Raw genomic sequence first — 15,178 nt, forward strand, 5'->3', positions numbered from 1 at the left:
AAAAATTTAGATATATGTCAATACTAGCATTTCAAATCCCGGAGAAGGTGGTAATGGAGAAGGCAGACGATTTTCACGGTCTGTTCACTTTTAAACCATTGGAAAAAGGTTACGGGGTAACTATTGGTAATGCACTTAGAAGAATTTTACTTTCTTCTTTGGAAGGCTATGCTATCACAGGTATTAAAATTCCAAGTGTACTTCACGAGTTCTCTACTATTGAAGGTGTTGTAGAAGACGTATCTGAAATTATTCTAAATCTTAAAAAAGTAAGATTCAAGAAAATCTCTGATACAGTTGACAACAAGATCAATGTAGTGATCGAAGGACAAGACAAATTCACTGCAGGTGACATTGGAAAATTCACTTCTGCTTTTGAGATTTTAAATCCAGAAGATGTGGTTTGTCATTTGGATAACAATATCAAATTCGAAATCGAATTGACTATTGAAAAAGGAAGAGGATACCTTCCTGCTGAAGAAAATAAGCCATCTGAGCAAGTTTTCGGATTTATTCCAATCGACGCAATCTTCACACCTATTAAGAATGTGAAGTACAGTGTTGAAAACACAAGGGTAGAGCAGAAGACTGACTACGAAATGCTTGTGTTGGATATCAAAACCGACGGTTCTATCCACCCTGAAAACGCATTAAAAGGTGCTGCACATATTCTTATTCAGCACTTCATGTTATTCTCTGATCAAAACATGATCCTAGAAACAGGAGCATTGGACGAGCCAGAGCAGGTAGATGAAGAAATGCTTCATATGCGTAAGTTGTTGAAGACTAACTTGAATGATCTTGATCTTTCAGTTAGAGCTTACAACTGTTTGAAAGCCGCTGACGTTCGTTCTTTGGGCGATCTTGTTAGACTAGAGATTTCAGACATGATGAAGTTTAGAAACTTTGGTAAAAAGTCTTTAGCTGAGCTAGAGCAACTTGTAGCTGAGAAAAACCTAACATTCGGTATGGACTTAGCTAAATATAAACTCGAAGAGGATTAAGAGAAATGAGACACGGGAAGAAATTTAACCACTTAAGTAGAACAGCATCACACAGAAAAGCGATGTTGTCTAATATGGCTTCTTCGTTGATTGAGCACAAGCGAATCACGACTACTGTAGCCAAAGCGAAAGCTTTGAGAAAGTATGTTGAGCCATTGATTACTAAGGCTAAAGATGATACTACTCACTCAAGAAGAGTTGTGTTCTCTTATCTTCAAGACAAAGAATCTGTTACGACACTTTTTAACGAAGTTGCAGAGAAAGTTGCTTCAAGACCAGGCGGTTACACTAGAATTATCAAAACTAACAACAGGTTAGGAGATAATGCCGATATGTGTATCATCGAATTGGTTGACTACAATGAATTGTTATTAGCTGAAGCTGCTCCGGCACCTAAAGCTAAGCGAAGCAGAAGAGGTGGTAAAAAGAAAACTACTGCTAAGGCAGAAGTTACTGCTACTGATGCTGTAGTTGTTGAAGACGAAGTGGCAGAAGCACCAGTTGCCGATGTTGTGGAAGAGACTCCGGCTGCAGAAGTTGAAGAAACTCCTACGGCTGAAACTGAAGATGCTCCTGAGGCTAGCGCCGATGAAGCAACTGAAGAATCTTCTGACGAAGAGAAGAAAGACGCAGAGTAACAAACAAAGCGTTTCACATAAGCACTTAAAGCCCTAGCCATTGGTTAGGGCTTTTTTTATTGAGTTTTGAATTGATAAATCACGATTGAACTTCTTTTCTCAGGGAGCACCTTAAAGGTAGATTGTAAGACCGCGTCTATGGCAGACTGAACGAAGACTTTGTGAGATTCATCTGAGACAAAAGGTCTAAGGCTTACAATCTTTCCGTTTTGTACGGCTAGCGAGAAGTGTACTTCTCCGGATAAACCTCTTAATAAGGCTTGTTGAGGGTACGTCGCGGGTTTCTTCTCAATCACTTCCGGCATTTCGAGATTTCGAGATGTATAAACATTCTTTAATCGGGATTCAACCCTTTGAAGGCTTTCCAAAGACATAATACCTGTTTCTTTTATTTCAACACCATCAATCACTGATACAACTTTAACAGTACCTGCTGAGGATGATGATGTAGGCGGGCTACTACTTGTTTCGGGTCTTGAAGTAGTTTGTGTTTTTTCTTCCTCAATAGGATCTTCTTTTCTCAGTAAATTCTCTGTTCCGGCAAAACCAGATTTGATATTTTTACTTGTAATACGAATTGGGAAAGTTTTGAGATAGACATTGCCATCTTTCTTTTTTAGTTCAACCTTCAAGGTAGAAGGTGCCTCATAATTAGTACCAAAGCCTCTAAAATCGATTGGTTTTCCGGGGTTCTTTATAATTGAATTTGCTGGCCTACTATTGACTTTCAAAATGATATCTCCCACTTCAATATTGTTTTGGAAGGCAGGGCTATTGAGATCAACCTTTCTCACGACTAGTTGCGTATTGCTTTCAATTGCCTCAACCCAAATGCCATGGTAAGCATAACCTTCATTGGCAATGTATTTGAAGTTATCGATCTGAAAAGCGAGAGCGATATGGTACCACATCACAGTTACTCTTTTACTCTTACTTCCATATGCTCCTTTATACTTGAAAGCCTTTTTTTGTGCATCTAAAGCCTTCTTTATCTTTTCCGGTGTCGGATCCAATAACGCTTGAAAGGTATAATTAGCCTGAGAGATTTGATACGTTAAAAAACTTATTCCTTGCACTCTTTGGCTTAAATATCCGCGTTGATTATTTCCAGTTACGTATTGAGCAATACCATTGTAGTAAGCTGTTTCTTCATTTGTGTAGCCACTTCGACTTCCGGATGATCGATCATACTGACTTCCCATATAACCATTACCAAGCCATTTGGCCAAGCGTATGTAAGCATCATAATGTCCACCGCTATAGACGAGGCTATGTAATTCTCCTGGTGTTCTGTTGCTAGTTAGGGCTTCCCCAATTGCGGTTCGATCACCAAATCGAACTAATGAATCTACAAGGTTATTTAATTCTTCAGGTTTGCCACTTCTCGCCAGAATGGGCAGGTTTTTAAGTGAGCTTCGAACTAACGCTTTTCTTCTTTCTTCGGCTCTTCTTTTATCTTCTCTATCTATTAGGCTCTTCATTGAGCCAGAGCCCGGGTAGTCGCTAAAATAATTTGTGATGGTTTTGGCAAACCAGTAAGCACCTCGTTCACTTTTTTCTACTTGCAACTCAAAATCGTAACCAATTTTAGCATAATCTGCTACCATAAGCCTATTTTGTGGTGTATCCTTTTGGCTTAAATAAGTGGTTAGCTCAGACATTGCTGAGGACACGTAGCGGACCCGATAATCGCCATTAAACTTATTCCAATATCGTTGGCCTTTTACTTCAATATCACCAGCGGCCAATTCCATGTCTTCAGCGGCTTCAATTCGGTCTTCATAAAGTTTGTTTATATACTCGTAAGCTACTTTAGAGCCCTCTCTTAGTTTTTTCAGGTCATTCTCTACTCTCGATTTTATTTTGTAATCTAAGCTGTAGCCATATTTTGTAAACCAAGCGCTCAATCTTGATTGCCATGTTTTATTAAGGTTTAGGTAGTTTTCAAAAGGCCTAAGGGCCTGATCGAACGCACGATTAAACTGGTTTTTCAGTTTAGCCTGTTCTTTTCGTTCTTGTTCTCGCTCTCGCTGATCTGCTATTTGATTTAAGACGTTTGCGAATCGGTTTAAGGCTCGGTCTACCAGCTGCTGTTTAGCTTGTCTGTTTCTAATACCTTGCTGTCTTCTTGTCTCGAAATCTCGATTGAACTGTTGAATTTCTCTGTCTTGCTTTACCTTCCAAGCATTGTATTGGGCTTGCTGTCTGCTCTGTGCTGACCGCTGTTGGTTAGCGGCTTGCGAGTAACTAATGGTAGTTTGAGAAGAATTATTAGTGGAAGGATTTGAAGGATTAGAGCTGTCAGAACGGTTAGCAATACCAGGAGGCGCTGAAGCACGATTGTTGTTTTGAGCTTGAGCATTTAAATTGTTACAATAAGCCTGCATATCTTTTTGTAAGGCATTGGCTCTTCTTTGAAAATCTTTGAGGGCGAATGCAGCTCTTTCACATTCTTCTACAATTCTTAAGTACTTTTTATGTTCTTTTTCAACAAAGCTCTCATATAAAGCTTTATTAGTACTCGGTGGCTTTGCACCTATAATTGTATTTGTGCCGGCATAAGGACCACTACATGCATTAAAATCTTTCCAATAAGAATCGGGGAAGTGTTTTTTAACTAATTCACTTGTTGCCACAGGTCTGGAAAAAACACCGCTTTGGTTTGGACCACTAGGTGGGTTGTTATTGAGTAACCTTAAGACTTTGGTGCCACTAGAACCGTCAATTTCCCATTGGAGATTTTTATAGAAACGAATTATCGTTTCTATTTTCTGAATATCTGTAATGGCATTAAGGGGCGATGCTTTTTGCTCCTTACCGCTTTTAAAATCGTTACAAACGGAATTTTGGGCTTGAGCGCTGAAAGTTAATAATAGGTTCGCTACACACACTAAAAAAAGTCTGTAGTTCATCATAATATTTTGGTTGTAAAACCAAAATAGTGAAAATATGTCAAAATGATAAACTGAAAAATTAAGCCTTTGTGGCTAAACTCTACACGTCTTAATCATGATTTAGTGCATTTATCTAAATTGTATTTCCATCATTCAATCATCAGTTTTGGTGACTAAGAATTTGCCGTTATTTTTGTACGATGCGAAAAGTCGCACGCCAATCAAAATATGTCGCAGAATACGTTAAATCTATCTCAAAAAAAAGCCATCCTGTTACTAGAAGACGGATCACGCTTTGAAGGAATTGCCATCGGAAAAATCGGAACTGTAGGAGCAGAAATCTGCTTTAATACAGGCATGACAGGTTATCAAGAAATCTACACCGACCCATCTTATTATGGTCAGATCGTTGTGAACACGACATCCCATATCGGAAACTATGGTGTAGAGGATTCGGAACAAGAATCAGATGCCCCTAAAATCACAGGTCTTGTCGTCAATACATTTTCCGAAGATTTTAGCCGAAATACCGGCCATGGCTCACTTCAAGATTATTTAGAAAAGAATGGAATTGTTGGAGTATCTGAATTGGATACCAGACTCCTTGTCCGTCAGATTAGAGATAAAGGAGCCATGAATGCCATTATTTCATCAGAGGATCTTTCAGAAGATGAATTGCAAAGAAGACTGGCAGAAGTACCTTCAATGGATGGTTTAGAGTTATCATCATTCGTCAGTACCAAAGAACCATATTTCGTAGGTGAAGAAAATTCTCCGTACAAAGTGGCTGTACTAGATTTAGGCGTCAAAACTAGTATACTTACACATTTAGCCAGTAGAGGGGCGTATTTAAAAGTATTTAATGCAAAGACTTCGTTTGAAGAAATGAAGGAATGGAACCCTGACGGCTACTTCTTGTCGAACGGACCTGGCGATCCTTCTGCGATGGACTATGCCGTAAAAACCGCAAAAGAGATCATAGCTGAAGACAAACCCCTTTTTGGGATTTGTTTAGGTCACCAAATTATTTCATTGGCCTGTGGAATCTCTACGTTTAAAATGCACAATGGACATAGAGGTTTGAATCACCCAGTAAAGAACCTAATCTCAGGCAAAAGCGAAGTTACTTCTCAGAATCATGGATTCGCGGTTAACCGAGAGGATGTGGAAAATTCTGATTTAGTTGAATTAACGCATGTCAATTTAAATGATCATACATGTGCTGGTATTCAGGTAAAGGGTAAGAAATCGTTTTCCGTACAATATCACCCAGAATCTTCGCCGGGCCCACACGATTCCCGTTATTTGTTCGATCAATTTATAGACCTTATCAAATCATAAGAAAAAGAAAATATGAGTTTAATAGAAAGCATTCATGCAAGACAAATCCTGGACTCTAGGGGGAATCCTACGGTAGAAGTAGATGTAATTACCGATAGTGGTGTTTTGGGAAGAGCAGCAGTGCCGTCTGGAGCTTCAACTGGAGCGCATGAAGCTGTCGAACTACGCGATGGAGGAGACTTGTACCTTGGGAAAGGTGTAACCCAAGCAGTAGAAAATGTAAATGATGTGATAGCAGCCGAGTTGATTGGTTTCTCAGTTTTCGAGCAGAATCTGATTGACAAGATCATGATTGAGGTTGACGGAACAGAAAATAAAAGCAAATTAGGGGCTAATGCTATCCTTGGAGTTTCTTTGGCAGTAGCTAAGGCTGCCGCGGCAGAGCTAGGACTGCCTTTATATAGGTATGTTGGTGGCGTGAGCGCGAATACACTTCCCGTACCAATGATGAACATCATTAACGGTGGTTCGCATGCCGATAACTCTATCGACTTTCAGGAATTTATGATTATGCCTGTAGGTGCGGAGAGTTTCTCTCAGGCAATCCGAATGGGAGCAGAGATATTCCATCACTTAAAGAAAGTTCTTTCTTCTAGAGGTCTTGCGACAAACGTAGGAGATGAAGGTGGTTTTGCACCGAATCTTGGTTCCGACGACGAAGCATTACAGGTGATATCAGAAGCTGTGGAAAATGCAGGGTATAAAGTAGGAGATGATATTGTTTACGCCTTAGATGTGGCTTCTTCTGAGTTCTATTTGGAAGATGAAAACGTATACTATTTCAAAGATTCAACAGGTAAAAAACTTTCTCCAGTTGAAATGGCTGACTACCTAGCCGATCTAAGCGAACGCTACCCGATTATTTCTATTGAAGATGGTATGTTCGAGGACGATTGGGAAGGTTGGAAAGCACTAACCTCTAAAATTGGCGATAAAGTACAGTTGGTAGGAGATGATTTATTTGTGACCAATGTAACGCGCCTTCAGCGAGGTATTGATAATGACATTGCCAACTCGATCTTAATTAAAGTAAATCAGATTGGTACGCTAACAGAGACAATTGCAGCCGTTAGCTTAGCCAATAGAAATGGCTATACCGCAGTGATGTCACACCGATCAGGTGAAACAGAAGATAATACAATCGCAGATTTAGCAGTTGCTTTGAATACAGGGCAGATAAAAACAGGCTCTGCCTCCCGTTCTGACCGAATGGCAAAATATAACCAGCTAATCAGAATTGAAGAGGAGTTAGGCGAAGTAGCCAAATTCCCAGGTAAAGATTTCAGAAAGGCTTACTAGCCAAATAGAAACTTAAGATTTTAAACCCTTCTCTAAGTCAAACGGCTTGGGGAAGGGTTTTTTATGTAATTCAGCTGACACGCAATAAAAAAATCAAAATAACTTCAGAATTGTAGCAGCCTTTTGCTGTTAAGGAAGGTATAGGCCATCAAACGACTTAATTATGAAAACTAAAGTACTTTTTTCTCTTATAGCAATTGCACTTATCTCCTTCGCGTGCGGAAATGATGGAGGTGGAGATGATCAGCCAGACCCATGCGCTACGCCAGTAGTTATTACGGTTACAAACACTATTAATGCTACCGCTGGCCAGTCCGACGGTTCCTTTACAGTTACCGCAACAGGAGGAAGTGGCGGATTTGAATTCAGTATCGATGGTGGTGCGCTTCAATCTTCAGGTACATTTACTGATTTAGCGGCTGGAACATATACTGTTACAGCTACAGGAACTAGTGGTTGTTCTAACACGCTACAAGTTACAGTAGGAGAGAATTCAGCGCTACAAGTATCTTTTGCTTCAGATGTGCTCCCAATTCTAGAAATGAGATGTGCTACAGCGGGTTGTCATGTGGCTGGTGGTAATGCGCCATTTGCCATCAATGGATTTAGCGATGCACAGCCAAGAGCGGCAAGATTTAAAGCAAGAGTAGCGGGCAGAACAATGCCTCCTGCTAGCGCAACAGCTTTAACTAATCAGCAAATTGATATTATTGTTGCGTGGGTAGATAATGGTGCCCAAGACAACTAGAATTGCCTGTTTTTTGGAATCTTGACGAAAAGTTGATTACTTTTATAGTATGAATCCTTTCACAAAGATTCCAAAAATTTTCAAAAACTACTATTTCCTCTTCGGGATGTTCTTCCTGGTTTGGATGTTTCTGATAGACTCAAACGATGTAGTTTCCCAAGTTCGTATGACTCAGAAACTTAATGGTCTGAAAGCTCAGCAAGAATTTTATATCAATAAGAAAGTTCAAGTACTTCAAGATAAAGAAGAGCTAAGTACCAATAAGAAGCTATTAGAGAAGTTTGCCCGTGAGAAGTATCTCATGAAGAAACCTTCCGAAGATTTATACGTGGTAGTCTCAGAAGACTAAAAAAATAATTCACTCACATTAGTCCTCTTTTGAGGACTTTTTCGTTTACATCATATGAGAAAGATAATTCTAGGCCTTTTGTTAATTGTCGGAAGCTATGGAGTAGCTTCAGCTCAAGTCTATTTTGAAGAGGATGAGGTAGATTCATTAAGTTTCAAGGATAAACTCTATTTTGGTGGAAACTTCTCATTTAATATCGGGAACCGTTTCACATTCATCGACATATCTCCGTTAGCAGGTTACTTATTGACTGACGATTTTTCAGTTGGCGCTGGAGTCAATTATCAGTATCTAAGAAGAGAGTTTATTAATGCTTTTAATGGTGATAGATTCACTTTATCCAATGGTGTTTATGGTGGAAGGTTGTTCGCTCGACACAATATTCTAGATGATTATTTCGCTCATGTAGAATTAGAAACAGTCAATACTGAAGTTGTCGAGTTCGATAATTTTGGGAGGAGCAGTATTGGTCGAGACTGGGTGCCTGGCTTTTTCATTGGAGGTGGCTATACGCAACCGGTGTTTGGTAGAGCAGGGATTAATGTGACTGTCCTGTATAATTTATTACATGATGACGCCCGATCGCCATATAACAGTGCTTTTATAATTAGAGGTGGAATAACCCTTTAATATCCCTATTGAAAGGGTATATCGAACTTTTCTCCCAATGCTGAAAGGTCATTTCTTACAGCTTCGAGTAGCGGTATTCCGTCCTTCATTCGAATGGCTTCCATTTCACGCTCAGGATCGCCAGGGATAAGTACTTTTTGTTCTGGATCTATTGGTGCCGAGTTTTTAAAACGTTGAATCCATTGATCCATATTGTCTTTAAATTCATCAGCAGGTCTAAAAGCGTCTACGCGCATAGCACCCATAAAATGGCCTAACCCTTCACCAACAGGATCACTTACAGGATCCATAAAGCTAACGAATGGTGGTGCCCATGGGCCATAGTTAGCACCTGATAAAACCGCAGAAAAAATATCTACCATGGAACCAAGAATATAACCCTTATGGCTTCCGTTAGATCGATCGCCACCGAGAGGTCTCAGGGCACCGCCCTCCTTCACACCAAAAGCGTTAGTTGTAACCTCGCCTTCTTTATTTTGTATCCAACCTTCAGGAGCTTCTTCCCCTTTACGCTGTAAAATTTCAAGTTTTCCGTTAGCCGCAGTTGTAGTGGCAAAGTCACCTACATATGGAGGTTCCTCATTAGCTGGAATGGCAACGGCAATAGGGTTAGTACCCAAAAGGCGTTCTTTAGAAAAGGTCGGAGAAACCAATGGACTCGCATTAGTCATAGAGATTCCAATCATGTCATGATCTAAGGCCTGCATGGCATGATAGCCCGCTATACCATAATGATTAGAATTTTTTACGGCAACCCAACCAGTCCCTGCAATGTTGGCTTTTTCAATAGCGATCTGCATGGCAAACGGCGCCACCACTAATCCCAAACCTGCGTCTCCATCCACAACGGCCGTACTAGGAGTTTCATGTACAATTTTAATAGCTGGATTAGGGTTAATCCTTCCTTTTTCCCATAGCCTGACATAGCCGCTGAGTCTAGCCACACCGTGAGAATCTACACCCCTTAAATCAGCAGAAAGTAATGTATCGGCGGCTATTTTGGCATCCTTTGCCGAGCAGCCTATCTTTTTAAATACAGATTGAGAAAATGTGTGAAGCTCGTCGTGAGAATATAATGCCATATTTAAATCGTCTCTGTTACGTTTTTTGCGGTGTCTTCCGAAAATAGTAGACCTTCTTTCAAAGCATAAGCACAAACTTTGATTTCGTTTATCTCAAGATGTTCCTGCACAAAAGAAATCAAGCAGCTAGCTACTACAATCATATCAACACGCATCGTCACCATGCCTGGAATCAATAATCTCTCCTGTCTATCCTTGATCAAGAGTTCCCTATGTATGTCATGATAAGCCTTGATGGGTAGGTCAAAAGCTGTCGCATGCGCGTCTTTTTTAGAGCCGGTTTCACTCAAGAAAATATCATAGATCGTATCGAAAGTTCCTGAGCAACCAATCAACCCCGTAGGATTAAACTGACTTATTGCAGAGGTTAATGACTCTAATTGAGGGTTAAGCCAAGCGAATAAGTCTTCAATTCTTTGAGGAGGCATTGGGTCTTCCGTGTGAAACTTATCCAGCAATCGCTGAGCGCCAATTTCAAAACTTTGTTTCCAAAGAATACTATCCTTATTTCCGATGATGAACTCTACGCTACCCCCGCCTATATCCATCACCAATTGGTTATCGATCCGCATATCTAAAGCAGCTTTAACTCCACCGAAAATTAGTTCGGCTTCACGATCACCAGAAATAATATTGATACGTATTCCGGTTTCGTCAAATATTTCATCGAGCAACTTTTGACCATTCTTCGCATTTCTGATTGCACTAGTTGCCACACCTCTTACATCCTTAACTTCAAACTGATCAATTACAGTTTTAAAGATGGATAATGCATGAATAGCTCTTTTGGTTGCGTCAGGGGCTATTTTACCTTTGCTAATACCATTTTGGCCAATTTTCACAGCAATTTTCTCTTTGTAGAGCGTATTCATTTTGCCATTGAGAAATTCTACAATGAACAAATGAAATGTATTCGTACCGAGATCTATTACTGCTTTGCGCATCACTTAGTAGCCGCTTAAAACGTTGGCCGAAGATAAGAGATATTGCCAAATAATGAATCTTCCGATTGTGGAATTACCTAGGTTCAAAATTCTTTTTTGATGCGATCTATCTATCTTTGGTCAGATAATAAAGTACCTATGGCGGATCAGAATAATCAGCAATCTGAAGTGCATCTTCTTTCTAAAGATGAAAAGTTTAAACTTCTAGAATCTAAAAATCAAGAAGCCCTACTAGGAGGGGGTGAAAAAAGGATTGCAGCACAGCATAAACGAGGCAAATTAACGGCCAGAGAGAGGATCACACTCCTAGTGGACGATGGATCGTTTGAAGAGATTGGTAAATTTGTGGAACACCGTGCTACTGATTTCGGGCTAGATAAAGAGGTCTACCTAGGAGATGGTGTGGTTACAGGTTATGGAACCGTTAATGGTAGATTGATTTACCTATACTCACAAGACTTTACCGTATTTGGCGGGTCTCTTTCAGAAACGCATGCGGAGAAAATATGTAAGATCATGGATTTGGCCACCAAGAATGGTGCACCATTGATTGGACTGAACGATTCTGGAGGCGCTAGAATTCAGGAAGGAGTAGTTTCGCTAGGTGGTTATGCCGATATTTTTTATCGAAATACGCGAGCATCTGGAGTTATTCCACAAATATCTGCCATCATGGGTCCTTGCGCAGGTGGGGCTGTATATTCTCCAGCCATTACAGACTTTATCTTTATGGTGGAAAACACATCGTATATGTTTGTAACAGGTCCGAGTGTGGTGAAGACAGTTACGCAAGAGGATGTAACAGCAGAAGAGCTTGGTGGAGCCAGCACGCATAGTAGTAAAAGCGGCGTAACTCACTTTTCATCGGCTAACGAAGTTCAATGTCTCAACGATATTAAAAGGCTTCTAAATTACATTCCGCAGAACTGCGAAGAAGATTCACCAGTTTATGCCTATGACGAACAAGATGAGATCAGACCAAAACTTACGGATATTATCCCGGAAAACCCTAACCAGCCTTATGATATGCACGAAGTAGTGGAGCATTTGGTTGATGAAGATTCGTTCTTTGAGGTGCACAAGAATTACGCTGAAAATATTATTGTCGGGTTTGCAAAATTGGGAGGCAGAAGTATTGGTATTGTAGGAAATCAGCCTGCTTCATTGGCAGGAGTATTAGATATAGATGCTAGTGTAAAAGGTGCTCGTTTTGTAAGATTCTGCGATAGTTTCAACATTCCTTTGTTAGTGCTAGAAGATGTCCCAGGTTTCTTGCCTGGAACCGATCAAGAATGGAGAGGTATTATTACCAATGGCGCTAAACTTTTGTATGCTTTTGCCGAGGCGACAGTCCCAAGAATCACTGTAATTACACGTAAGGCCTATGGCGGAGCTTATGATGTAATGAACTCCAAGCACATTGGGGCGGATATGAATTATGCTTGGCCGATGGCAGAAATTGCCGTAATGGGAGCTAAAGGTGCTGCTGAAATTATTTTCAAAAGAGAGATAGCCGCTGCTGATGATCCTGAAGCTAAACTACAGGAGAAAGTGGATGAATATACTGCCAAGTTTGCCAACCCTTATAGAGCTGCAAGACGTGGTTATGTAGATGAAGTAATAAGCCCAGATACGACAAGATTAAAGTTAATAAGAGCGTTTAAAATGCTGGAAAATAAGGTTGATTCATTACCGAAGAAAAAGCACGGAAACATACCACTTTAAATAATTTCAAGCGTTTTTACGTATTCAGAAAAACTCTAAATGTGCGTTGATGCACTGATAAGACTATGAACAAACAGAGTGAAGCTTTCTTAACCAAATATTTAAATAATGCATCTCCAACCGGGTTTGAAAGCTCAGGTCAGCAGATTTGGTTGGATTATATAAAACCCTACACAGATTCACATTTCACTGATAAGTACGGAACCGCCGTTGGAGTCATCAATCCAGATGCACCCTATAAAGTTGTGATAGAGGCGCATGCCGATGAAATCGCTTGGTTTGTAAACTATATTGGTGACGACGGTTACATTTATGTAATCAGAAATGGAGGTAGCGATCATCAAATAGCCCCTTCCAAAAAGGTGAATATCCATACAGATAAAGGTGTGGTAAAAGGCGTTTTTGGTTGGCCAGCAATTCACGTCAGAGATAGAGCAAATGAGAAATCACCGTCCCTCAAAAATATCTTTATTGATGTAGGTGCCGAGTCTAAAGATGAGGTATTAAAAATGGGTATTCATGTTGGGTCTGTCATCACCTTCGAAGACGAAGTCTTTAAGCTCAACGATAAATATTGGTGTGGTCGAGCGCTAGACAATCGGATCGGAGGATATATGATTGCCGAAGTAGCCCGTAAATTGAAAGAAAATAAGGTCGAGTTACCATTCGGACTATACATCGTAAATGCCGTACAAGAAGAGATCGGTTTACGAGGTGCAGAAATGATTGCTGCGCGAATTAAACCTGATGTTGCGGTCATTACTGACGTTTGCCACGATACATATTCACCAATGTATGATAAAAAGGTAAGTGGAGATCAGAAAGCAGGTAAAGGTCCAGTTTTGACTTACGGACCGGCAGTTCATAACAACCTGCTAAATATGATTATTGGTGTGGCCGAGGCTAACAAAATTGATTTTCAACGAGCTGCGGCCTCTCGATCTACTGGAACTGATACCGATGCATTTGCTTACTCAAATGAAGGCGTGCCTTCCGCTTTGATTTCGCTTCCGCTAAAATATATGCATACTACAGTAGAAACCGCGCATGAGTCGGATATAGCGAATGTAATTGACCTCATGTATGAGTTTTTGATCCAATTGCCCAATAAACACGACTTTAGTTATCTCAAGTAATGCCGAGGGTAAATGATCAGATGGGGAGGGAGGTAAACATACCAGAAAACCCTCAAAAGATCATTTCTTTAGTCCCCTCCCAAACCGAGTTGCTCTACGACCTTGGTTTAGGTGATCGGGTTGTTGGAATTACTAAATTCTGCATCCATCCGTCACATTGGCGAAAGGAAAAACAGATTGTTGGTGGAACAAAGCAATATAGATTTGAATCAATAGCGGCATTTGCTCCAGACTTGATTATCGGTAATAAAGAAGAGAACGATAAAGTAGGGATAGAAAAACTTGCTAAAGATTTTCCTGTTTGGATGAGTGATATAGCTACACTTGCTGATGCTATAGCGATGATTCAGGAGGTAGGAAATATTGTTGGAGAACAGTCTAAAGCCAATTTATTGAGTCACGAGATTTTAGATGGCTTCAGTAAATTACCGAGAGGATTAAGTGAGCAAAAAGCTCTTTATCTGATTTGGAAGAAACCTTATATGGTGGCTGGAAATGGAACTTTCATCAATGAAATGATGAAGTACGCCGGTTTTGAGAACGTTGTAGAGGAGGAGCGTTACCCCACGCTTGAGCTGGCAGACTTTAAAACGCTGAATCCTGACGTTGTTCTGCTTTCCTCAGAACCATATCCTTTCAAGACAAAAGATATTGCTGAGATTCAGGCTGTATTGCCAAATGCTAGAATTGATCTGGTGGATGGGGAAATGTTCAGTTGGTACGGCAGCCGATTGAAGAAATCACCGGATTATTTTGAAAGTTTAAAATAGGGGGAGCCTCCAGCAGACTCCCCCGTCCTTGTTACCTAAACACGGCAAGTGCATTGCACACTTCCTTGTTGTAACACTCCCAAATTTCTTTTTTCTGAAAAGCGACTTTTTTACGCGACTTAGTCTTAATCGGAAACTTGTACCCATCTGTTGCCGATTTCTTTTTAGATCTCGACTTGTCCGCGACATGATAGTAGTAGACCTTTTCATCTGACTGACCCATTAGCTTTCTTTCGCCTGGGGGAAGAGTAGTCAAGCCATCAGTTTGCCACCCGCCGTCAATTGATTTGTAGCGAATAGCCACCTTCATTGGGCTGCTGGTCTTATTCTCGAAAAATATGTTGTAAGATTTGCGACTGGGCGCTTCCTCGAAGGCCGGTAGCTCTGTAGGAAGTTCGACGACTCCCGAAAGCTTTACTGGAGATCCGAGTTCTATCGGTTCCAGTTGAGCATAGTATGATGGCCTTCCTTCATGCAATGAAGAGAAAAAGGCCGTCATAGCCGTGCCCATAAACAGTGCATATACTGCTAATGGTTTCATATGTTTAGGTTACTGATATAAAGATGAAAAACTTATATGAAATATTCAACATATATTCATAAAAAATTATTTCACAT

The 15,178-nt window shown here is 40.4% G+C and carries 14 protein-coding genes; 10 read left to right on the plus strand and 4 right to left on the minus strand.

From position 1 onward, the window contains the following. Positions 1-14: 14 nt before the first annotated feature. Together BFP71_RS08480 and rplQ are read left to right on the plus strand one after the other, a co-directional pair. The gene (locus BFP71_RS08480) at positions 15-1,004 is read left to right on the plus strand and encodes a DNA-directed RNA polymerase subunit alpha (RefSeq protein WP_069835060.1); all 990 of its coding nucleotides are present in this window, start codon (positions 15-17) and stop codon (positions 1,002-1,004) included. 5 nt (positions 1,005-1,009) lie between these two features. Beyond that, positions 1,010-1,642 (plus strand): 50S ribosomal protein L17, encoded by a 633-nt coding sequence (gene rplQ / locus BFP71_RS08485; RefSeq protein WP_069835061.1) that lies wholly within the window; start codon positions 1,010-1,012, stop codon positions 1,640-1,642. Between the two features lie 56 nt (positions 1,643-1,698). Here the strand turns inward: rplQ and BFP71_RS08490 are convergent, their stop codons facing one another. Continuing rightward, entirely contained in the window at positions 1,699-4,557 is a 2,859-nt protein-coding gene (locus BFP71_RS08490; protein ID WP_069835062.1) for a hypothetical protein, read from the minus strand. Positions 4,558-4,764: 207 nt separating this feature from the next. Between BFP71_RS08490 and carA the strand changes: the two genes are divergently transcribed. The 5 genes from carA (at position 4,765) to BFP71_RS08515 (ending at position 8,903) form a co-directional block, all read left to right on the plus strand. Continuing rightward, positions 4,765-5,877, plus strand: a complete 1,113-nt coding sequence (gene carA / locus BFP71_RS08495) for a glutamine-hydrolyzing carbamoyl-phosphate synthase small subunit (protein ID WP_069835063.1) — start codon at positions 4,765-4,767, stop codon at positions 5,875-5,877. A gap of 12 nt (positions 5,878-5,889) precedes the next feature. Further along, positions 5,890-7,176, plus strand: a complete 1,287-nt coding sequence (gene eno, locus BFP71_RS08500; RefSeq protein WP_069835064.1) for a phosphopyruvate hydratase — start codon at positions 5,890-5,892, stop codon at positions 7,174-7,176. A 163-nt stretch (positions 7,177-7,339) separates the two neighbouring features. Next, positions 7,340-7,924 carry a hypothetical protein gene (locus BFP71_RS08505; RefSeq protein WP_069835065.1) on the plus strand — a complete coding sequence of 195 codons (585 nt, stop codon included), beginning with the start codon at positions 7,340-7,342 and terminating at the stop codon, positions 7,922-7,924. A 49-nt stretch (positions 7,925-7,973) separates the two neighbouring features. Beyond that, the gene (locus BFP71_RS08510) at positions 7,974-8,273 is read left to right on the plus strand and encodes an FtsB family cell division protein (RefSeq protein ID WP_069835066.1); all 300 of its coding nucleotides are present in this window, start codon (positions 7,974-7,976) and stop codon (positions 8,271-8,273) included. A gap of 54 nt (positions 8,274-8,327) precedes the next feature. Further along, entirely contained in the window at positions 8,328-8,903 is a 576-nt protein-coding gene (locus BFP71_RS08515; protein ID WP_069835067.1) for a hypothetical protein, read from the plus strand. A 5-nt stretch (positions 8,904-8,908) separates the two neighbouring features. Here the strand turns inward: BFP71_RS08515 and BFP71_RS08520 are convergent, their stop codons facing one another. Further along, on the minus strand, positions 8,909-9,985 hold the full coding sequence (locus BFP71_RS08520; RefSeq protein ID WP_069835068.1) for an Ldh family oxidoreductase: 1,077 nt from the start codon (positions 9,983-9,985) through the stop codon (positions 8,909-8,911). 2 nt (positions 9,986-9,987) lie between these two features. Beyond that, positions 9,988-10,929, minus strand: a complete 942-nt coding sequence (locus BFP71_RS08525; protein WP_069835069.1) for a Ppx/GppA phosphatase family protein — start codon at positions 10,927-10,929, stop codon at positions 9,988-9,990. Positions 10,930-11,067: 138 nt separating this feature from the next. On the opposite strand from BFP71_RS08525, the gene BFP71_RS08530 reads away from it, so the two are divergent. From BFP71_RS08530 to BFP71_RS08540, 3 genes are all read left to right on the plus strand, one after another. Then, a complete protein-coding gene (locus tag BFP71_RS08530) occupies positions 11,068-12,654 on the plus strand; it encodes an acyl-CoA carboxylase subunit beta (protein WP_069837007.1) in 1,587 nt (528 codons plus the stop codon). Between the two features lie 65 nt (positions 12,655-12,719). Further along, positions 12,720-13,790, plus strand: a complete 1,071-nt coding sequence (locus tag BFP71_RS08535; RefSeq protein ID WP_069835070.1) for a M42 family metallopeptidase — start codon at positions 12,720-12,722, stop codon at positions 13,788-13,790. Then, positions 13,790-14,560 (plus strand): helical backbone metal receptor, encoded by a 771-nt coding sequence (locus BFP71_RS08540; protein WP_069835071.1) that lies wholly within the window; start codon positions 13,790-13,792, stop codon positions 14,558-14,560. The genes BFP71_RS08535 and BFP71_RS08540 overlap by 1 nt, the downstream gene beginning before the upstream one ends. Before the next feature lie 31 nt (positions 14,561-14,591). On the opposite strand, the gene BFP71_RS08545 is transcribed toward BFP71_RS08540, so the two are convergent. Next, positions 14,592-15,101: a DUF1036 domain-containing protein gene (locus tag BFP71_RS08545; protein WP_069835072.1), complete on the minus strand. Its 510-nt coding sequence runs from the start codon at positions 15,099-15,101 to the stop codon at positions 14,592-14,594. Between the last annotated feature and the right edge of the window lie 77 nt (positions 15,102-15,178).

Origin of the sequence: Roseivirga misakiensis (assembly GCF_001747105.1) — a bacterium.
Classification (GTDB): Bacteria; Bacteroidota; Bacteroidia; order Cytophagales; family Cyclobacteriaceae; genus Roseivirga; species Roseivirga misakiensis.